At 72.2% G+C, this 20,008-nt stretch carries 19 protein-coding genes; 15 read left to right on the top strand and 4 right to left on the bottom strand.

The window, feature by feature from the left end; all coding sequences use genetic code 11:
• Positions 1-46: 46 nt before the first annotated feature.
• Complete coding sequence (locus AB0J39_RS22880) at positions 47-565, bottom strand: Asp23/Gls24 family envelope stress response protein (RefSeq protein WP_363468011.1); 519 nt, start codon at positions 563-565, stop codon at positions 47-49.
• A gap of 300 nt (positions 566-865) precedes the next feature.
• Between AB0J39_RS22880 and AB0J39_RS22875 the strand changes: the two genes are divergently transcribed.
• Complete coding sequence (locus tag AB0J39_RS22875; protein WP_346227065.1) at positions 866-1,417, top strand: HIT domain-containing protein; 552 nt, start codon at positions 866-868, stop codon at positions 1,415-1,417.
• Positions 1,418-1,469: 52 nt separating this feature from the next.
• Here AB0J39_RS22875 and AB0J39_RS22870 read toward each other — a convergent pair whose 3' ends face one another.
• Positions 1,470-3,557 carry a hypothetical protein gene (locus AB0J39_RS22870; protein ID WP_363468009.1) on the bottom strand — a complete coding sequence of 696 codons (2,088 nt, stop codon included), beginning with the start codon at positions 3,555-3,557 and terminating at the stop codon, positions 1,470-1,472.
• A 105-nt stretch (positions 3,558-3,662) separates the two neighbouring features.
• On the opposite strand from AB0J39_RS22870, the gene AB0J39_RS22865 reads away from it, so the two are divergent.
• A complete protein-coding gene (locus AB0J39_RS22865; protein ID WP_363468007.1) occupies positions 3,663-3,914 on the top strand; it encodes a TfoX/Sxy family protein in 252 nt (83 codons plus the stop codon).
• A gap of 18 nt (positions 3,915-3,932) precedes the next feature.
• Here the strand turns inward: AB0J39_RS22865 and AB0J39_RS22860 are convergent, their stop codons facing one another.
• A complete protein-coding gene (locus AB0J39_RS22860; protein WP_363468005.1) occupies positions 3,933-5,537 on the bottom strand; it encodes a family 10 glycosylhydrolase in 1,605 nt (534 codons plus the stop codon).
• Between the two features lie 235 nt (positions 5,538-5,772).
• A complete protein-coding gene (locus AB0J39_RS22855; RefSeq protein ID WP_363468003.1) occupies positions 5,773-7,905 on the bottom strand; it encodes an elongation factor G-like protein EF-G2 in 2,133 nt (710 codons plus the stop codon).
• 252 nt (positions 7,906-8,157) lie between these two features.
• On the opposite strand from AB0J39_RS22855, the gene pgsA reads away from it, so the two are divergent.
• The 13 genes from pgsA (at position 8,158) to ruvA (ending at position 19,998) form a co-directional block, all read left to right on the top strand.
• The gene (gene pgsA / locus AB0J39_RS22850; RefSeq protein ID WP_363468031.1) at positions 8,158-8,763 is read left to right on the top strand and encodes a phosphatidylinositol phosphate synthase; all 606 of its coding nucleotides are present in this window, start codon (positions 8,158-8,160) and stop codon (positions 8,761-8,763) included.
• Between the two features lie 44 nt (positions 8,764-8,807).
• The gene (locus AB0J39_RS22845) at positions 8,808-9,779 is read left to right on the top strand and encodes a phosphatidylinositol mannoside acyltransferase (RefSeq protein WP_363468001.1); all 972 of its coding nucleotides are present in this window, start codon (positions 8,808-8,810) and stop codon (positions 9,777-9,779) included.
• Positions 9,776-10,909, top strand: a complete 1,134-nt coding sequence (locus AB0J39_RS22840; protein WP_363467999.1) for a glycosyltransferase family 4 protein — start codon at positions 9,776-9,778, stop codon at positions 10,907-10,909. The genes AB0J39_RS22845 and AB0J39_RS22840 overlap by 4 nt, the downstream gene beginning before the upstream one ends.
• Positions 10,906-11,445, top strand: coding sequence for a hypothetical protein (locus AB0J39_RS22835; protein WP_363467997.1), 540 nt, complete (start codon positions 10,906-10,908; stop codon positions 11,443-11,445). Before AB0J39_RS22840 ends, AB0J39_RS22835 begins: the two co-directional genes overlap by 4 nt.
• 133 nt (positions 11,446-11,578) lie before the next feature.
• Entirely contained in the window at positions 11,579-12,580 is a 1,002-nt protein-coding gene (locus AB0J39_RS22830) for a DUF3048 domain-containing protein (protein ID WP_363467996.1), read from the top strand.
• Positions 12,581-12,687: 107 nt separating this feature from the next.
• Positions 12,688-13,602 (top strand): pyridoxal 5'-phosphate synthase lyase subunit PdxS, encoded by a 915-nt coding sequence (pdxS, locus tag AB0J39_RS22825; RefSeq protein ID WP_363467994.1) that lies wholly within the window; start codon positions 12,688-12,690, stop codon positions 13,600-13,602.
• Positions 13,603-13,810: 208 nt separating this feature from the next.
• A complete protein-coding gene (locus AB0J39_RS22820; RefSeq protein WP_363467993.1) occupies positions 13,811-15,502 on the top strand; it encodes an alkaline phosphatase D family protein in 1,692 nt (563 codons plus the stop codon).
• Positions 15,503-15,588: 86 nt separating this feature from the next.
• Positions 15,589-16,014, top strand: coding sequence for a MarR family transcriptional regulator (locus tag AB0J39_RS22815; RefSeq protein WP_363467991.1), 426 nt, complete (start codon positions 15,589-15,591; stop codon positions 16,012-16,014).
• Positions 16,015-16,100: 86 nt separating this feature from the next.
• Positions 16,101-16,691 (top strand): pyridoxal 5'-phosphate synthase glutaminase subunit PdxT, encoded by a 591-nt coding sequence (gene pdxT / locus AB0J39_RS22810; protein WP_363467989.1) that lies wholly within the window; start codon positions 16,101-16,103, stop codon positions 16,689-16,691.
• Between the two features lie 3 nt (positions 16,692-16,694).
• Positions 16,695-17,447, top strand: coding sequence for a YebC/PmpR family DNA-binding transcriptional regulator (locus AB0J39_RS22805; RefSeq protein ID WP_357048673.1), 753 nt, complete (start codon positions 16,695-16,697; stop codon positions 17,445-17,447).
• 70 nt (positions 17,448-17,517) lie between these two features.
• A complete protein-coding gene (locus AB0J39_RS22800) occupies positions 17,518-18,681 on the top strand; it encodes a GNAT family N-acetyltransferase (RefSeq protein WP_363467987.1) in 1,164 nt (387 codons plus the stop codon).
• A 124-nt stretch (positions 18,682-18,805) separates the two neighbouring features.
• Positions 18,806-19,408, top strand: a complete 603-nt coding sequence (gene ruvC / locus AB0J39_RS22795; RefSeq protein WP_363468029.1) for a crossover junction endodeoxyribonuclease RuvC — start codon at positions 18,806-18,808, stop codon at positions 19,406-19,408.
• Positions 19,405-19,998: a Holliday junction branch migration protein RuvA gene (ruvA, locus tag AB0J39_RS22790; protein WP_363467985.1), complete on the top strand. Its 594-nt coding sequence runs from the start codon at positions 19,405-19,407 to the stop codon at positions 19,996-19,998. The genes ruvC and ruvA overlap by 4 nt, the downstream gene beginning before the upstream one ends.
• Positions 19,999-20,008 lie beyond the last annotated feature (10 nt).

Below are 20,008 nucleotides of genomic sequence, written 5' to 3'. Positions count from 1 at the left end.
CGCACGTTCGGCCCACGACCGGCCCGCGGCCGGCCCGAGCGCCGACTCAGGAGGCCGGCGCCGCCTCGGCGGAGGAGCCCTGGCCGGGAAGGCGGACGTCGTCGACGGTCACGTTGACCTCGACCACGCGCATGCCGAGCATGCGGCCCACCGACCGGGCGACGTTGACCTTGACCTCGGTGGCGACGTCCATGACCACATGGCCGTACACGATGACGATGGTCACGTCGACGGAGACCTGCTGATCCCGGATCTCCGCCCGCACGCCCTGCGTCGCCCGCTTGGTCCCCACGCCGATGCGGTCGCGTACGGATTCAAAGACGCGCTCGAGGTCGCCGCCCAGGTCGGCGACGCCGGGGATCTCCAGGGCGGCCAGCGCGGCGACCTTCTCCACGACCTCGTCGGCGACCTTGATGCGGCCTTTGAGGACGTCCGCGGTCGGAGCGTCGGGCCGGGGTGTCGCCGCGAGCGGTTCCGGCTCCGCCGCCGGGTCGCCGAGGCCCGCCTCGGTGTACGCGCCGACCTGCTCTTCCATCCGCTCCTCGACGGCGGCGGCCTCGCTCATGTGACGGCTCCATAAGGGTGGGGGGCGTCCGGCAGGTGCATTCTGCCCGACGACCAGGCGGGCCGTCCGGCGTCCGCGCATATCGGCGCACCGCGCATGTCGGCACACAGGCCGGACCGGCGGCCCGGGCTCCCCGCCGGGGGAGCGTGTCTCCGCCGCTCCCGGTCAACCCGGCGGGTGGGGAGAGATCCCCGGGGTCATATGCTGCTGCCGTGCCGTCGCTGTGCCGCCGCTGAGCCGTCGTGCGGGCGGGAGCGGCGGCGACCTGGCACAGGGGACGGACCGGAGGGAAGCACGACCGTGGATTCAGAGCCGATCGAGCAGGCCGGCGCCGGGGTTCCCGACAGCTTCCAGCGCCTGTGGACCCCGCACCGGATGGCCTACATCAAGGGCGAGAACAAGCCCAGCGGGTCCGGGGTGGACGACGGCTGCCCGTTCTGCGAGATCCCGAAGCTGTCCGACGAGGACGGGCTGATCGTGGCGCGGGGATCGGCCGTGTTCGCCGTGCTCAACCTCTACCCGTACAACTCCGGGCACCTGATGGTCTGCCCCTACCGCCACGTGTCGGACTACGCCGACCTCGACGGACCGGAGACGGCCGAGCTGGCCGAGTTCACCAAGCGCGCGACGCAGGCGCTGCGCAAGGCGAGCGGAGCGCAGGGCTTCAACGTCGGCATGAACCTCGGCGGCGTGGCGGGCGCGGGCATCGCCGCCCACCTCCACCAGCACGTCGTGCCCCGTTGGGGCGGCGACACCAACTTCATGCCGGTGGTCGGGCGCACCAAGGTGCTGCCGCAGCTGCTGCGCGACACCCGCGACCTGCTCGCCGACGCGTGGCCCGCCTCCTCCTGAGCGCCTGCTCCTGACCGGGCCGTACGCCGCGCGACGACCGGCCCGCGGGCGATCAGGCCGCCGGGGCCGGCTCGCCGTGCTGCAGAGCGCGGATGCCAGCGCTGAGGACGAGCGGCACGGCCAGGGCGAGGGCCATGGACAGCACCGCGGCTCCCGAGTCGTTGACGAGCATGCCGACCAGCCCGCTGACGAGCGCGCCGAGCAGGCCCGCCCTGAGCATGGGCGCCCGTTCGAACGCGATCGGCAGGACCCCGGCGCTCGCCGCCCCCGGCCGCAGCAGCGCGAAGACGAGGAACGCGAACGCGGCGATCACCACGGGCATCAGGTTGGGGCTGAGCAGCGTGGCCAGCATCGCCCCGAGCTTGCGGGAGATCACCGGCAGGAACGTGCCGTCGGCCACCTGCCCCACGAAGCGGCCGAGGTGGGTCTGGCTGGCCGGGGGACGCAGATGATCGAGGTAGGCGATGGCCATCACCAGCACGCCGCCCGCGGCGCAGAAGACGCCCAGCTTCACGATCGACACCCGCCTGCCCGCCACGATCAGCGCGGTGACCGCGATGCCCGGCACGAAGGCGATGACGCCGCCGAAGTCGCTGCCCACGCCCGGCCAGCCGTCGAGCAGCATCGCGAAGGCCCCGAGCGTGGCGACCAGGGCCACCGCGACGCCCTTGCGGCCCGCCCTGACCAGCCGGTCGGCGGCGGCGGTGGTGACGAGCAGCACGGCCGTGGCGAGCAACGCGAAGGGGATGTTCCCCAGGCCGTAGTAGCGGGCGCCGACCACGCCCGTGTAGCCCATCAGGCTGTTGAGCTGCAGGGGGGTGCCGGTCAGCAGGTCGCCGAGCAGCACCGCCGAGGTCACCGCGGCGATCACGGTCAGCGGCCCGAGCACGGCGCGCCGCCACGGCCCCGCGAGGGCCGCCACGGTGAGCGCCGCCGCGATGACCGCGATCGAGGCGAAGAGCGTCAGCGCGGGCTGTGCCGTACGGGCCCACGGGGTGAGGTTGACGAGGTAGGTCGAGACGGGGATCGCGGCGAGCGCCACGGCCGCGGCCCGGACGGCGGGCAGTCCGTCGCGGCGGCGCAGCAGCACGAACGCGACGACGTAGAAGAGCACCTGGAGCACGGCGAGCGTGGTGAAGAAGACGCCGGTCATGTCGCGGATCGTCTGCCCGGCCACGTCGGCGGTGCGCAGGGCCGCGACGCGCTCGTCCGGGGTCGCGGCGGCCGCGTGGGTCTCGACCGGCACGCCCACGACGTTCGCGGGAGCGGCCACCCCGGCCCTCGCCAGGATCGTGGCGGTGAGATCAGGGACAATGATCATGTCGTCCCGGTGCGTGGAGCGGGCGCCGAGCGTGCCCGCCATCCCGCCGCCATGGAGCATCGCGGCCCTGAGGTGGGGGACCGAGCCGTGGTCGGAGAGCCCGGCGACCAGCACCGTCGCCGATCCGAGCCGCGGCAGGAACGACCCGAGCTTCGCGTCGGCCGCCCGCGCCGCGGCCCGCCGCGCGGCGGCGGGCAGGAGTTCTGGCACGTCGGTCAGCCGGTCGCCGGAGATGTAGGGCGCGATGAGGTCGGGGATCTCCACGGCGACCACGTCGCCGCCCGACCACTGCGTGACCTCCGCCGGTGAGGGGGCGTAGACGTCGACCCGGCCCTCGCGGTCGGCCAGCGCGAGCGCGGCTCCCGGGCCGACGGCCATCGTCGTCCGTCCGGCCGCGTGCAGGGCCTGCCCGAGCGTGCCCGCGTCGCGCTGCCCCCGGGCCTCCCACAGCCAGGAGAACTCGGGGATCGCCGCCCCCGCCCCGTCCGCCTCGGGAGTGGGCGCCATGCCGCACCCGCCGCCCACCGCCGACCGCACCCCGGCCGAGACCGTGAGCCAGGCGTCGTACGGGCAGGTGTCCTTGCGCACGGCCCGCACCGACAGCGAGCCGAGGGCCGAGTCGCCGGCGAGCCGCCAGAGGTTCGGCGTGTCCTCCGGGGTGACGTCGCTCCACATCAGCCCGGGAATCCCGACGAGCACCACCCGCTCCCCGGCCGCCGTCCCGCTCTCACCCGGCCCGGCCGTGACCGCCGCGGACGCCGCCGGGGCGAGGGCCACGACCGACACGCCGAACACGACGGCGACGAGCGCGCGCTTCACCCACGTGCCTCTCACCCGTGACCCCCAGACCCGCACATGATCTTGGAAAAACTCGCGACCACGCTACCGGACCCGTCGGCGCCCGCGCAGCCACACAATGAACGGATGAAGCTGGAGGACATGCGCAATCTGGGACCGAAGAGCGGGGAGTGGCTCGGGCGGGTGGGCATCGAGAACCCGGAGCGGCTCGCCGAGCTCGGGGCGGTGGAGGCCTACCGGCGCCTCCGGGACGCCGACACGCCCGGACTGTCGCTGAACGCGCTGTGGGCCATGGACGGCGCACTCGAGGACGTCGACTGGCGGCTCATCCCCGCCGAGCGCAAGCGGGAGCTCCTGGCCGAGCTCGACGAGGGATGAACGCCATCGGGCCCCGCGTCAGCCCGCCCGGGTCGCCGGGCTCTCGTTGCCGAGGCGGTCGACGGTGGTGACGTAGTAGGTGCCGGAGCCGCCGGCGGCGTACGACGGGGCGCCGGAGGCCGGCACGACCGCCACCAGGTTGCGCGCGTCCGCCGTCGCGCAGGAGGCGTCCTTGTCCGCCACCCGGTAGACGCCGTACGCCTGCGCGCCCGGCTGGGCCTGCCAGGTCAGCGTCCCGCCGGAGGCCTTCACCGCGCGCGGGGCGACGGGCGGCGTGGCGCTCGCCCTGAGCACCGGCGGCAGCGCCGGGCGGGCGTAGTGGCTCTTCGCGATCCGGTCGAGCACGCCCAACGGGTTCTTCACCAGCTGCGCCGCACTGAAGTAGACGTCGCCCGAGATCTCCGGATACTTGCGGTTCAGGGTGAGGTGGGCGGGCAGCTCGCCCGCCTTGGTCCAGGCGGGGGTGTCGGCGGCCCCGACCCGGTAGAGGGCCTGCCCGATGTAGAGGTCGACGGCGGTGCCCTTCACCGCGTCGGCCCACCACTTGGCGAGCACGGAGTAGTCGGCCGCGGCGAACCCGCGGGGCCAGTAGAGCTGGGGCATGACGTAGTCGACCGAGCCCGCCTTGATCCACGCCTTGGCGTCCGCGTAGATCGAGTCGTAGGCGGACATGCCCTTGGTGGCCGAACCCGCCGGGTCCTCGGCCTTGTTGCGCCAGATGCCGAACGGGCTGATCCCGAAGACGGTGTGCGGCTTGGCCGAGTGGACCGCCTGCGAGACCTCGGCGACCAGCTGGTTCACGTTGCGCCGCCGCCAGTCGGCCAGCGGCACGCCCTTGCCGTACTTCTTGTACGCGGCCTGGTCGGCGAACCGCGTGCCCTGCCCGGGGTAGGGGTAGAAGTAGTCGTCGAAGTGGACGCCGTCGACGTCGTAGCGCTTGACGACGTCGGTCACGACCTTGGTCACCCAGCCGCGCACCTGCGGCAGGCCGGGGTTGTAGTACAGCTTGCCCTCGTGCTTGACGGTCCAGTCGGGGTGGAGCCGCGCCGGGTGCCCGGCGGGCAGCTTGGAGGAGGCGGAGTCGGCCGCCCGGTAGGGGTTGAACCACGCGTGGAACTGCAGGCCGCGCTTGTGGGCCTCGTCGACCAGGAACGGCAGCGGGTCCCAGCCCGGGTCCTGGCCCGCCGTGCCGGTGAGCCACTGGGACCACGGCTCCAGCGACGAGCGGTAGATCGCGTCCGAGGCGGGCCGGACCTGGAAGAAGACCGAGTTCAGGCGCCGTTTCACGGCGTTGTCGAGGATTTTCACGTATTCGGCCTTCTGCCGGTCGGGCGGCAGTCCCGGCTTCGACGGCCAGTCGAGATTGTGCACGGTGGCGATCCAGACGCCGCGTAGCTGGCGCTTGGGATATTTCACGTTGACGGCGCAGGTGTCGGCCGCCGTGAGCGTCTCCGCCCTGACCTGCTGCCGCTGCGCCTTCGGGGCCACCGTACGGCCGGCCTTCTCGGCGCCGACCTTCTCGGCCTGAGCGCCGGGGCCGAACGTGTAGGCGGCTCCGACCGCGACCGCGGCGATGACGGTGGTCGCGATCAACGGACGGATGACCTGTCCCCGATCGGTCACGTGGCTACCCCTCCGATTTGCCAGTAAGTCCGGCCATAAGTCTTACACCGGCAAAAGAATGGTTTAGCCAGAAAAACGAAATGAACTTGTGATACGCATGTGACGCCAGGCACCTATCGGGGCTCCCCGTACGGCGCGAAAACGAAACCCGGCCCCTGGAAAAGGGCCGGGTGAGCTGCGCGGACGCGACGGTATCCCGGCGGCGGGGAGGCGGGCCGCCGGGATCCCGGCCGGGCTACTGCTCGCCCGCCGCGGCCACCTTGCCCGCCAGATGCGCGGGCAGGGGCTCGTACCGCAGGAAGGAACGGGTGAACGTGCCCGCCCCGTGGGACAGCGAGCGCAGGTCGATCGCGTACCGCGTGATCTCCAGTTGCGGCACCTCGGCGCGCACCAGCGTGCGGCCGGTGCCGACCGGTTCGGTGCCGAGCACCCTGCCACGACGGGAGGACAGGTCGGACATCACGGCTCCGACGTAGTCGTCCGCGACGAGGACCGCCACCTCGTCCACCGGTTCGAGCAGGTGCGTCGCCACCTTGGACGCGGCGTCCTTGAGCGCGAGCTGACCGGCGATCTGGAAGGCCATGTCGGACGAGTCGACCGAGTGGGCCTTGCCGTCGTAGAGCGTGACGCGGACGTCGACCATCGGATAGCCGGCGACCACCCCGCGTTCCATCTGCGTCCGCACGCCCTTCTCCACGGACGGGATGAACTGCCTCGGGACCACCCCGCCCACGATCTTGTCGACGAACTCGAACCCGCCGCCCGACGGCAGCGGCTCGACCTCGATGTGGCAGATCGCATACTGCCCGTGGCCGCCGGTCTGCTTGACGTTGCGCCCCAGGCCCTGCGCCTTGCCGGCGAACGTCTCCCGCAGCGGCACCCGCAGGTCGATCTTCTCGACCTCGACCCCGTGCCGCTTGGCCAGGCGGTCGAGCAGGACGTCGGCGTGCGCCTCGCCCATGCACCACAGCACGAGCTGGCGGGTCTCGGCGTTGTTCTCCAGCCGCAGGGTCGGGTCCTCCGCGACCAGGCGGCTCAGGGCCTGGCTGAGCTTGTCCTCGTCGGCTTTCGACCTGGCACTGATCGCCACCGGCAGCAGCGGCTCGGGCATGGTCCACGCCTCGACCAGCAGCGGGTCGTCCTTGTCGGAGAGCGTGTCGCCCGTCTCGGTCCGCGACAGCTTGGCCACCGCGCAGATGTCCCCGGCGACGCACTTGCCCATGGTCCGCTGGATCTTGCCCAGCGGCGACGACAGCGTGCCCACCCGCTCGTCGACGTCGTGGTCCTCGTGCCCCCGTTCCGCCAGGCCGTGGCCGGAGACGTGCACGGTCATGTCCGGCCGCAGGGTGCCGGAGAAGACCCGGACCAGGCTGATCCGCCCCACGTACGGGTCGCTCGTGGTCTTCACGACCTCGGCCACGAGCGGGCCGTCCGGGTCGGCGGTGATCTCCCTGCACGGCTTGCCGTCGATGGCGGTGATCTTCGGCAGCGGGTGTTCCAGGGGCGACGGGAAGCCCTGCGTGACGATTTCCAGGAGCTCCAGCAAGCCGACGCCGGGAGCCGTGGCGAGGACCGGGTAGAAGCCGGCCCGCGCGACCGCCTTCTCCAGGTCGTCGATCAGCACCTTGGTGTCGATCGTCTCGCCGGAGAGGTAGCGGTCCATGAGGGTCTCGTCCTCGCTCTCCTGGATGATCCCCTCGATGAGGTCGCCGCGGTACTGCTCGATGAGCGTGAGCTGGTCGGCGTCCGGCTCCCGCTCGGACCGGCGGCCGCCGCCGTAGTCGAACAGCCGCTGCGAGAGCAGCCCGAGCAGCCCGGTGCCGTCCACCGGCAGATAGAGCGGCGCGACGCCGTCGCCGAACGCGTCCTGACAGGTGGCGAGGACCTCGTCGAAGTTGGCGCGCTGATGGTCGATCTTGGTGATGACCACGGCGCGGGGCATCCCGACGAGCGCGCACTCCTCCCAGAGCATGCGGGTCAGCCCGTCCACGCCGTCGGCGGCCGAGACGACGAACAGCGCCGCGTCGGCCGCGCGCAGCCCGGCCCGCAGGTCGCCGACGAAGTCGGCGTACCCGGGGGTGTCCAAGAAGTTGATTTTGATGCCGTTGTAGACGACGGGGGCGACCGAGAGGTTCACCGAGCGCTGCTGGCGCACCTCCACCTCGTCGAAGTCGCTGACCGTGGTGCCGTCCTCCACCCGGCCGGAACGCTGGATGGTGCCCGTCTCCGCGAGCAGCGCCTCGACCAGCGTGGTCTTCCCGGCCCCTGAGTGGCCGACCAGCACGACATTGCGCACCATGTCCGGCCGATCGGCCGCGGGTGCCCTGCCCGCGGCCCCTGTTGTCGCGCCGGTTGATCTTTCGGCCACATCGCCTCCCGAATCTCGGAGCGGTCGGGATGGGCGCGTGGCACGCACCCCGCGCCGGCCGCTCGTGCCGTCGCTTTCCGCGCCCGGGGGCCCGCCCTTCTCCGAAACCGCACGAAGATCTCCGTGACACCTCCGCGCGGCCCTGCGGGCGCGTGCTCTTCACCCTTTACCCATGTGGCGCATATCACAAGACTTTTCGGCCAATGTGCTTGCGAGGTGCGACAGCCCTGGATGGCCTACGATCGGACGGCGATGTTGAACATCCTGCGCCCCGCCGTCACCCGAGTCATGACCCCCCTGGGGCGAGCCCTCGCCCGATGGGGGATCTCGCCCGATGTGATCACGACGATCGGCACGCTCGGAGTGGTGGCCTCGGCCCTCGTCTTCTACCCCCGCGGGCATCTGTTCGCGGGAACGCTCGTCATCACGTTCTTCGTGCTCGCCGACCTCCTGGACGGCGTGCTGGCCCGCATGACGGGCAAGGGGAGCACGTGGGGCGCCTTCCTCGACTCCACGCTCGACCGCCTGGGCGACGCCTCGATCTTCTCGGGGCTGATCCTCTACTTCGTCCTCAAGGACGAGCCCGAGATCGTCCTCGCGGCAGTCGCGCTCTTCTGTCTCGTCGCGGGAGCATTGGTCTCCTACGCCAAGGCCAGGGCCGAGGGGCTCGGCATGACCGCGAACGTCGGCATCGCCGAACGGGGGGAGCGTCTCGTGGTCGTGCTCGTCGCGGCCGGGCTGTCCGGCCTCGGCGTGCCGTACATCCTGGCGGCGGGGCTCTGGCTGCTCGCCGCCGCCAGCGCCGTCACGGTGGTCCAGCGGATGGTGCACGTCTACAGACAGGCGGTGGTCAGATGAAGGGCACGGCCGGCCCACCCCAGGGGCGGTCCGGACGACCTGGTGTGGCGCCGGACGACCCGTCCCCCGCGCGGCCCGCGCGCCCCGGCGCGGCGCCGCTCGCCGACCGGCTGGTCGCGGCCGCGTACACCGTCGGCTGGGCCGTGGTCCGCTACGTGCCGGGACGGCTGGCCGCCTGGTTCTTCCAGGTCCTCGCCGACTGGCTGTGGCGCAGGAGGGGCAAGCCGGTACGCCGCCTGGAGGCCAACCTGGCCCGCGTCGTCGGCGGCGACCCCGGCGATCCGGCCGTGCGCGACCTGAGCCGGGCCGGCATGCGCTCCTACTTCCGGTACTGGATGGAGTCGTTCCGCTTCGCCGCCTACACCCGCGAGCGCATCCTCGACAGCACCCGGGCGACCGGCGGCGAGCACATCTTCGACAACCTCGCCAGGGGCAGGGGAGTGGTGATCGCGCTGCCCCACATGGGCAACTACGACCTCGCCGGGGCCTGGCTGGTGCACAAGGGCCACCGCTTCACCACCGTCGCCGAGCGGCTGAAGCCGGAGTCGCTGTTCGAGCGCTTCGTGGCCTACCGCGAGCGGCTCGGCATGGAGGTGCTGCCGCTGACCGCCAAGGGCGGCGGCAGCGCGATGGCGTTCGGCACGCTCGCCAAGCGGTTGCGCGAGGGCCGGCCGGTGTGCCTGCCCGCCGAGCGCGACCTGACCGCCTCCGGCGTCGAGGTCGAGTTCTTCGGCGCCAGGACGCGCATGGTCGCCGGGCCCGCGCTGCTGGCGGTCCAGACGGGCGCCGCGCTGCTGCCCGCCGTGCTGTGGTTCGAGGACGACGGCTGGGGCATCCGGATCCACGAGGAGATCCCCGTGCCGTCGGAGGGGACGCGGCAGGAGAAGGTCGGGGTGATGACCCAGGCCTTGGCGGCGGTGTTCGAGAAGGGCATCGCCGAGCACCCGGAGGACTGGCACATGCTCCAGCGCCTGTGGCTCGACGACCTGGAGCCGCGCGCCGGAGCCGGGTCGTGAACGTCGGCATCGTCTGCCCGTACACCTGGGAGGTTCCCGGGGGCGTGCAGGCGCACATCAGGGACCTGGCCGAGGCGCTCATCGACGACGGGCACAAGGTGTCGGTCATCGCCCCCGCGGCGGACGACGCCGAGCTGCCGCCGTACGTGACCCCGGCCGGCCGCGCGGTGCCCGTGCCGTACAACGGGTCGGTCGCCCGCCTGGCGTTCGGCTTCCTGTCGGCGAACCGGGTGCGCAAGTGGATCAGGGAGGGCGGGTTCGACGTGCTGCACGTGCACGAGCCCGCTGTGCCGTCCCTCGGCGTGCTGGCCTGCTGGGTGGCGCGCGGGCCGATCGTGGCGACGTTCCACGCCTCCTACGAGAGGTCCCGGGCGATGTCCGTGGCGGCGCCGATGCTGCAGAGCGCGCTGGAGAAGATCACGGGCAGGATCGCGGTCTCCGACGCCGCCCGCAAGACGCTGGTGGAGCACCTCGGCGGCGACGCGGTGCTGATCCCGAACGGCGTCACGGTGCGCAGGTACGCCGAGGGCGAGCCGCTGCCGGGCTGGGGCCCGGACGGCGGCGTGATCGGTTTCCTCGGGCGGATGGACGAGCCGCGCAAGGGCCTGGCCGTGCTGCTGGAGGCGTTCGCGCTGCTCGCGCCCGAACGGCCGGAGTTGCGGCTGCTGATCGCCGGTCCCGGCGACCCCGACGACGTGCTCGACCGGGTGCCCAAGCCGTACCGGGACAGGGTCGGGCTGCTCGGCATGGTCAGCGAGGCCGACAAGGTGCGCGCCTACCACTCCGTGGACGTCTTCTGCGCGCCCAACCTCGGCGGCGAGAGCTTCGGCATCGTGCTCACCGAGGCCATGTCGGCGGGGGCGCCGATCCTCGCCAGCGACATCCCCGCCTTCCGGCGCGTGCTGGGCGACGGCCAGGCCGGGGCGTTGTTCACGACCGGGGACCCCGCCGCTCTGGCGCTGGAGGCCGCGCGGCTGCTCGACGACCCCGGGCGCCGCGCCAAGCTCTCCGACGAGGCCCGTCAGGCCGTGTGGAAGTACGACTGGTCGACGGTGGCGCGGGATGTCGTGCGCGTCTACGAGACCGTCACCCACGCCAGCGCGGGAGTCGTGGAGGACGCGCTGCCGTGAGCACCACTGTCATCCTCGTGGCGGCCGTCGTCGTCGTGCTGTTCGCCGTCTACGTCTCCTGGCGGGCCGGGCGGCTCGACCGCCTCCACATCCGCCTGGAGACCGCGCAGGCCGCGCTCGACGCCGCGCTGCTGCGCCGCGCCGCGGTCTGCCTGGAGCTCGCCGGCTCGCGCATCCTCGACCCCGCCACCTCGCTGGTGCTCGCCGCGGCCGCCCACGAGGCCCGTACGGCGGGGCCGGACGAGCGCGAGCACGCCGAGAGCGACCTGTCGAGGACGCTGCGTGCGGTGGTCGAGCAGGAGCGGTTCAGGGAGAAGCTGGCCGAGCATCCCGCGGGGACGGCGCTGCTGGAGGAGCTGGACACGGCGGTCGCCAAGGTCGTCTACTCGCGCCGGTTCTACAACAACGCCGCCGGCGTCACCCGTACGGCGCAGCGGCGCTGGCTGGCCCGCACGCTGCGCCTGGCCGGGCACACCGATCCGCCCCGGTTCTTCGACATCGACGACGAACCGCCCGAGGCCCTTGCTACTGCATAGTCACTTTTTGTCGGGTATTTCGGGCTGATCCCGGTAAGCTCATGCCGTTTCATTGCCATGCTGGTCAACGGGTCCGCGTGGGCCAGGCCCGTCGTGCCTGGTGGCGGGGGCTTCCACCGGGAGGAGCGGTACGGTGCGGGCAGGGATCGGCTTCACGCTGGCCATGGCGGTCATCCTGACCGGAACCGCGTGTTCCGGCGACGACAGGCCGGCCGCGCAGTCCCAGGGGGCGAGCCCGCTGGAGTCCCCGTCGCCGACGCCGCCTCCCGAGCACCCGTTCACCGGCCGCCCGGTCGCCTCCCGCAGGCCCGTCCTCGCCGTGAAGATCGAGAACACCCACGCGGGCAAGCCGCAGATGGGCGTGCGCAGCGCCGACATCGTCTACGTCGAGCAGGTCGAGGGCGGGCTCACCCGGCTGATGGCGATCTTCTCCTCGAAGCTGCCCGCGCAGGTGGGGCCGGTCCGCAGCGCGCGCATCTCCGACCTGCACATCCTCCCGATGTTCGGCAAGCCCGCCCTGGCCTACTCCGGGGTGCAGACCAAGATGATCCCCTTCGTCCAGAAGGCCTCGCTGTTCGACGTGTCCGACAGCCGCGCCCCCGGTGCCTACACCCGCGCCCCGGGCCGCGTCGCTCCGTACAACCTGGTCGGCAGCCCCAGGCAACTGCTCGCCAAGGCGCCGCAGGCGAGCAGGGCGAAGGACATCGGATTCGTCTTCTCCGACGAGCCGCCCGCCGGGGGCACGCCGCAGAAGAGCGTCAGCGTGCGCTATCCGGCGGCGCGCTTCACGTTCACCTGGTCGGCGGCGCACAAGCGCTGGCTGGTCACCCAGGACGGCGAGAAGGACATGGCCGCCGAGGGCGGCCAGCAGGGCGCCCCCACGATCGTCATCCAGTGGGTGAAGACCGAACGCTCGGAGTTCCACGACTTCACCGGCAGCTACACCCCGCTCGTGCACACGGTGGGCAAGGGCACCGGCGTCGTGCTCAGGGACGGCCAGGCCTACCGGGTGAAGTGGTCGCGCCCCTCGGAGAAGGAGGGCACCACCTACACCACGGCCGACGGCACGCCCATGCCGTTCGCCCGCGGCCAGGTCTGGGTCGTGCTCGCCTCGCGCAAGCCCGTCGCGCCGTGATGGACAAAAAGCTTGATCGACTCCGCCATGTGGGCGCGTCGGGTGCGGCGGCGGCCAGCGCCTACCATGGAGAGGAATCCGTAGGCCCGCCGTCGTGAGGTAGCACCGTGTCCAGCAGCACCCCCGAAGTCAACGAGACCACCGCCGTCGGCACCGCCCGCGTGAAGCGCGGCATGGCCGAGATGCTCAAGGGCGGTGTCATCATGGACGTCGTCACCCCGGAGCAGGCCAAGATCGCCGAGGACGCCGGAGCCGTCGCCGTCATGGCGCTCGAGCGCGTTCCCGCCGACATCCGCGCCCAGGGCGGCGTGTCCCGGATGAGCGACCCCGACATGATCGAGGGCATCATCGCCGCCGTGTCCATCCCCGTGATGGCCAAGGCCAGGATCGGCCACTTCGTCGAGGCCCAGGTGCTCCAGGCGCTCGGCGTCGACTACATCGACGAGTCCGAGGTCCTGACCCCGGCCGACTACGCCAACCACATCGACAAGTGGCAGTTCACCGTCCCCTTCGTGTGCGGGGCCACCAACCTCGGCGAGGCGCTGCGCCGCATCACCGAGGGCGCCGCGATGATCCGCTCGAAGGGCGAGGCCGGCACCGGCGACGTCTCCAACGCCACCACCCACATGCGCAAGATCCGGGGCGAGCTCAAGCGCCTCACCTCGCTGCCCGAGGACGAGCTGTACGTCGCGGCCAAGGAACTGCAGGCGCCGTACGAGCTGGTGGCCGAGGTCGCCAAGTCCGGCAAGCTGCCGGTGGTGCTGTTCACCGCGGGCGGCATCGCCACTCCCGCCGACGCCGCGATGATGATGCAGCTCGGCGCCGAGGGCGTGTTCGTCGGCTCGGGCATCTTCAAGTCCGGCGACCCGGCCAAGCGCGCCGCCGCCATCGTCAAGGCCACCACGTTCTACGACGACCCCGACGTGATCGCCAAGGTCTCGCGCGGCCTGGGCGAGCCCATGGTCGGCATCAACGTCGACGACATCCCCGTGCCGCACCGCCTCGCCGAGCGCGGCTGGTAGACAGCCCCGCGCGCTCGGCACGCGGGGAGACACGCCCGGCTGGGAGATCCCGGCCGGGCGTTCTTGTCGTCTGGACAGCAGAGGCCGGGATGACCGTGCGGTGATGTCGCCTTTCGGGTGACCGATATCGTTCCGCCGCTCTTTACTCTCCAGTCACGATCGATCGTCAGGCTGCGGGCGTCCCCACTGATCGTCCCAGGGAGCCCAGTTGCCCGGCCTCGATCGTCGTTCCTTCCTCGTCACCGGAATCGCCGCCGCCGGCGCCGTCGCCGCGGCACCCGCGACCGCCTCGGCGGCCCCCACGCCGTCGCCCGAGACCGCGGGCGAACTCGCCTCCCGCGGCCTGCGCGCCGATCCGTTCACGCTCGGGGTGGCCTCGGGCGACCCCGACCACACCGGCTTCGTGATCTGGACCCGCCTCGCCCCGCAGCCGCTCGCCGAGGACGGGCTCGGCGGCATGCCGAAGCGCGCGTTCACGGTGCAGTGGCAGGTCTACGCCGACGAGAGCTGCCGCCGCGTGGTGCGGGCGGGCGTGGCCGAGGCGAGCCCGGAATGGGGGCACAGCGTCCACGTCGAGGTGGACCACCTGCGGCCCGGCAGCGAGTACTGGTACCGCTTCCGCGTCGGGCCGTACGTCTCACCGGCCGGCAGGGCCCTGACCGCGCCGGACCCGCTGTCGTTCGGCGGCCCGCTGACGATGGCCTTCGTGTCCTGCGCGCAGTACGAGCACGGCTACTTCACCTCCTACCGCCGCCTCGCCGAGGACCACCCGGACCTGGTCCTCCACCTCGGCGACTACCAGTACGAGTACACCAGGAACACCTACGTCGCCCCCGGCGGCAACGTGCGCGACCACGAAGGGCCGGAGACGATGACGCTGGCGAACTACCGCCAGCGGCACGCGCAGTACAAGACCGACCCCGACCTGCAGGCCGCGCACGCCGGCGCGCCGTGGCTGGTCGTCTTCGACGACCACGAGGTGGACAACAACTGGGCCGACGAGATGCCGGAGCGCCCGGAGGAGCAGCCCACCTTTCTCGAGCGCAGGGCCGCCGCCTTCCGCGCCTACTACGAGAACATGCCGCTGCGCCGCACCTCCGTGCCGCGTGGCATCGACATGCAGCTCTACCGGCGCGTCCGGTGGGGGGCGATGGCGAACTTCCACATGCTCGACACGCGGCAGTTCCGCGACGACCAGGGCTGCGGCGACGGCTACAAGGACTGCCCGGAGGCGGTCGACCCGGCCCGCTCGATCATGGGCTTCGAACAGGAGGCGTGGCTGCTCGACGGCTTCCGGCGATCGCGGGCGCGCTGGGACGTCATCGGCCAGCAGGTCTTCTTCGCCCAGCGCGACAACAACGCCGGGCCGGCGAAGATCACCAGCCAGGACGCCTGGGATGGTTACGTCGCCTCGCGGCAGCGTGTCACCCAGGGCTGGATCGACGCCGGCGTCCGCAACCCCGTCGTGCTCACGGGAGACGTGCACGCGCACTGGGCCAGTGACCTCAAGCTGGACTACGACGACCCCACCGGCCCCACGGTCGGGTCCGAGCTGGTGACGACCTCCATCAGCACCACCGGCGACGGAGCCGACTCCGACCCGGCGGCGCACCCGTTCCTGAAGATCAACCCTCATCTGAAGTTCTACAACAACCAGCGCGGCTACGTCCTCACGAAGATCGACAGGGACGCGATGACCGCCGACTTCAGGGTGGTGCCCGTCGTCTCCGCCCCCGGCTCCGAGGCGCACACCAGGGCGACGTTCGTGATCGAGGACAGGGTGCCCGGCGTGCGGCAGACCTACCTGCGCCCGCTCGACCCCTCGATCGCGGCGCGACGGGAGATGACAGCCGAGGACATGGTGGAGGCGACGGTGCGCCAGGAGACCGAGCGCCCCTGACGACGCGCCCCGGCGGGCGGCGCCCCCTTCCCGGGGCGCCGCCCGCTTCGTCCGTTCCGGCCCGGCCCCCGTTATCGTGACCTGCTATGACGACCGACGACACCGGGCGGCTCGCCGAGGCCCTGTCACGCGAGCTGCGCCACATCGTGATGCTGCTGCGCCGTACGACGGCGGGGCAGCCGGTCACCAGCCAGCAGTACTCCGTGCTCGGCTCCCTGGAGACCGGCGCGCGCCGGATGACCGAGCTGGCCGAGGAGCACGGCGTGCAGCTCCCCACGATGACCGTGCAGGTCAACCGCCTTGAGGAGGCCGGCCTGGTCGCGCGGGGCACCGACGCCTCCGACGCGCGGGTGCGCACCGTCGAGCTGACCGGGGAGGGCCGCGACCGCCTCCGGGCCGTACGGCGGGCGCGGGTCGCCTACCTGTGCGGGCGGCTGGACACGCTGACGCACGAGGAGCGCTCGGCCATCGCCCGCGCCCTTCCCGCCCTCGCCAAGCTGGGTCGTGTCTGATCAAGCCGGGTCGTGTCTCATTTATCGTTTTGGGCGCGCAAGACCGTGGCCATACCCTGAACAGGGTCACCACAGGAAGGGAAACCGTGAGGTCCGCACCCAAGATCGGCGTGCTCGCCCTGCAGGGCGACGTGCGCGAGCACATCCGCGCTCTGGAGGAGTCGGGCGCGACCGCCGTGCCGGTGCGCAGGCAGGAGGAGCTCGCCGCGGTGGACGCGCTGGTCGTCCCGGGCGGGGAGTCGACCACGATCTGGAAGCTCGCCACCGCCTTCGAGCTGCTCGAACCGCTGCGGTCGCGGATCAAGGAGGGAATGCCCGCCTACGGCTCGTGCGCCGGCATGATCATGCTGGCCGACCGCATCCGGGGCGGCATCGAGGGCCAGGAGACGCTGGGCGGCATCGACATGGTGGTCCGCCGCAACGCCTTCGGCCGCCAGGTCGACTCGTTCGAGGCCGATCTCGACTTCGCCGGGCGCGGCGCGATGAGGGCCGTGTTCATCCGCGCGCCCTGGGTCGAGTCCGTGGGGCCCGACGTGGAGGTGCTGGGCCGCACCGAAGCTGGGGATAGGATCGTCGCGGTCCGTCAGGGACCGCTGCTCGCGACGTCCTTCCATCCGGAGCTGACCGGCGACGCGCGGGTGCACTCGTATTTTGTCGAGATGGTGAGGGAGCTCTAGGCGATGTCCGGCCACTCCAAATGGGCGACGACGAAGCACAAGAAGGCGGCGCTGGACTCCAAGCGCGGCAAGCTTTTCGCCAAGCTCATCAAGAACATCGAGGTCGCGGCCAGGACCGGCGGGCCCGACCCGGACGGCAACCCCACGCTGTTCGACGCCATCACCAAGGCCAGGAAGAACTCGGTCCCGATCGACAACATCGAGCGGGCCCGCAAGCGCGGCGGCGGCCTCGAGGCCGGCGGCGCCGACTGGCAGACGATCATGTACGAGGGCTACGCCCCGGGCGGCGTCGCGGTCCTCATCGAGTGCCTCACCGACAACCGCAACCGCGCGGCGTCCGAGGTGCGCGTGGCGCTGACCCGCAACGGCGGCTCGCTCGCCGACCCCGGCTCGGTGTCGTACATGTTCAACCGCAAGGGCGTCGTGATCGTCCCCAAGGGGTCGCTGACCGAGGACGACGTGCTCATGGCCGTGCTCGACGCGGGGGCCGAGGAGGTCAACGACCTCGGCGAGAACTTCGAGGTGGTCTGCGAGGCCTCCGACCTCATCCCGGTGCGCAAGGCGCTGCAGGACGCGGGGATCGACTACGAGTCGGCCGAGATGAGCTTCGTCCCCACGCTCAACGTCCCCCTCGACGAGGACGGCGCCCGCAAGGTCTTCAAGCTCATCGACGCGCTCGAGGACAGCGACGACGTGCAGAACGTCTGGGCGAACTTCGACGTGAGCGACGAGGTCATGGAGAAGGTCGAGGCCTGACGCCGAAGCCGGGCAGAAGGGTGGAAAACCGGTGGCAGCGGCCACCGGCGCCCGCATAGCCTGACCTGCTGTGGAAATCCGTCATCTCACGAGCGACGACCTGGACGCGGTCCTCGACTCCCGCAGGCGCGCCTTCGGCCCGTTGTCCGGCGACGGCGCGGAGACGTGGCGCAAGCTCGTCTCCCCGATGCTGCCCGAGGGCCGTTACCTCGGCGCCTTCGACGGCACCCGCCTCGTCGGCGCGGCCAGGATCAACCCGTACGTCCAGTGGTGGCACGGCCGCCCGCAGTCGATGGGCGGCGTGGCGGGCGTGACGGTGGCGCCGGAGGACCGCGGCAGGGGAGTGGGCCGGACGCTCATGGACGCGGTGCTCGAGCGCTGCGCGCAGCTCGGCCACGCGGTCTCCGCGCTGTACCCGGCCACCACGCCGCTGTACCGGAGCGCGGGCTACGAGCACGCCGGCGTGCTCCAGCGGATCACCCTGCCCGCGGAGGCGCTGCGTACGATGGGCGACCCCGGCGGCGCGGTCAAGCTGCGCCGGATGGGCCCGGCCGACGCGGCCGAGCTCGTCGCCCTGATCGGCAGGGTGCACGCCGCCACGCGCGCGAGCGGGCCGCTGTCCTTCGACGAGCGGACCTGGCGCCTGTGGCTCGAGGACGACGACGACTTCTGCTACCTGGCCGAGGACGGGTTCGTCGTCTACCGGTGGAGCGACGGGGACATCGAGGTCGACAACCTGCTCGCGGGGTCGGAGGCGACGGCCCGGGCCCTGTGGTCGATGGTCGGCAGCGCCTCGTCCGTCGCGAAGTCGGTGACCGCCTGCGCCGACCCGGCCGACCCGGTGCTCTGGATGCTGCGGGAGCGGTCGAAGGACGAGGTCACCCAGACCCGGTGGATGTTCCGGCTGATCGACCTGCCCGCCGCCGTCGGGGGGCGCGGCTTCCCCGCCGGGGTGTCCGTGGAGATCCCCGTCGAGGTGAGCGACTCCCGGCGCCCGGGCAACACGGGCGCGTGGCTGCTGCGGGTGGACGGCGGTTCCGGCTCCGCGACGCGCCGGGACGCCGTGCCCGCAGAGAGCACCCGGCTCACGATCGGCGGCATGTCCGCGCTGTTCGCCGGCGTGTCCACGGCCACGCTCCGCCGCGCGGGCCTGCTGACCGGCGGCTCTCCCGAGGCCGACGACGCGCTGGACGCGGCCTTCGGCTGCGCCGCGTACATGATCGACTACTTCTGACGCACCCGCGCCGCCGCTGATCGCGATAGAGTGACCGGCCGAACAGGTGTTCGGCGCAGTGGCGGTGAGGTGCGGTGGCTGCGCCGGCCGGGATCAGGGAGGCGTGCCGGTGCGGTTGCCCCAGATGCGGGTGATGGGCGTGGACCCGGGGCTGACGCGGTGCGGTCTCGGCGCCGTGGAGGGCCGTCCGGGCGCGCCGCTGAGCCTGCTGTCGGTGGGGGTGGTCCGCACCCCGGCCGACGACGACATCGGGTCCCGGCTGGTCGTCATCGAGGCGGAGATCGAGCGCTGGCTCGACGAGATCAAGCCGGACGCGGTCGCCGTCGAGCGGGTCTTCGCCCAGCACAACGTCCGCACGGTCATGGGGACGGCCCAGGCGTCGGCCGTCGCGATCGTCTGCGCGGCCCGGCGGGGGCTGCCGGTCGCGCTGCACACGCCGAGCGAGGTCAAGGCCGCCATCACGGGCAACGGCAACGCCGACAAGAAGCAGGTCGGCACCATGGTCACCCGGCTGCTGCGGCTCGACGCCATGCCCAAGCCGGCGGACGCCGCCGACGCGCTCGCCCTGGCCATCTGCCACGTCTGGCGCGGCGGCGTTCAGCACCGCCTGGCCGACGCCCTGGCCAGGGCCCGTCACGGCGGTGCGAAGCCCGCGGGCTCTGGTAGGACTGGGACGCCCGGCGAAGTCGCGGCCGGGCGTTCGGACCGGGGAGGGAGCACGCGGTGATCGCATCCGTTGCGGGGCAGGTGGCGGCCATCGGGGCCGACAGCGCCGTGGTCGAGGTGGGCGGCGTCGGGATGCTCGTCCACTGCACCCCCGGGACCCTGGCCGGGCTGCGCGTCGGCGAGCCCGCCCGGTTGTCCACCTCGCTCGTCGTCCGCGAGGACTCCCTCACGTTGTACGGCTTCGCCTCCGACGACGAGCGCACCGTCTTCGAACTGCTCCAGACGGCCAGCGGGGTCGGGCCGCGCCTGGCCCTGGCCATGCTCGCGGTCCACGCGCCCAACGCCCTGCGCGTCGCGGTGGCGAGCGCCGACATCAAGGCCCTGACGATGGTGCCGGGCATCGGCCAGAAGGGCGCGCAGCGCATCGTGCTCGAACTCAAGGACAAGCTCGGCACCCCGGCCGGGGCCGTCGACGCCGCGCTGAACGGCTCGGCCGCTCCGCCGGCCTGGCGTGACCAGGTCCACTCCGGGCTGGTGGGGCTGGGCTACTCGTCCCGCGACGCCGACGAGGCGGTGGCGGCGGTGACCGCGGAGGCCGAGGCGGAGGTGGGGGGGGGGCGCGCGCCGCCGGGGGGCGGGGTGGGGTTGTGATCGGTAGTTC

The organism is Microbispora sp. NPDC049633 (assembly GCF_040675265.1).
Lineage (GTDB): Bacteria > Actinomycetota > Actinomycetes > Streptosporangiales > Streptosporangiaceae > Microbispora > Microbispora maris.
Note: the sequence above shows the minus strand (reverse complement) of the source record. Positions and strands in the feature narration are given on the sequence as shown.

Coding starts and splice junctions, on each gene's coding strand:
- AB0J39_RS22880 (WP_363468011.1), bottom strand. CDS start 565: ATGAGCGAGGCCGCCGCCGTCGAGGAGCGGATGGAAGAGCAGGTCGGC.
- AB0J39_RS22865 (WP_363468007.1), top strand. CDS start 3,663: ATGAAGCTGGAGGACATGCGCAATCTGGGACCGAAGAGCGGGGAGTGG.
- pgsA (WP_363468031.1), top strand. CDS start 8,158: ATGTTGAACATCCTGCGCCCCGCCGTCACCCGAGTCATGACCCCCCTG.
- AB0J39_RS22815 (WP_363467991.1), top strand. CDS start 15,589: ATGACGACCGACGACACCGGGCGGCTCGCCGAGGCCCTGTCACGCGAG.
- AB0J39_RS22805 (WP_357048673.1), top strand. CDS start 16,695: ATGTCCGGCCACTCCAAATGGGCGACGACGAAGCACAAGAAGGCGGCG.
- ruvC (WP_363468029.1), top strand. CDS start 18,806: ATGCGGGTGATGGGCGTGGACCCGGGGCTGACGCGGTGCGGTCTCGGC.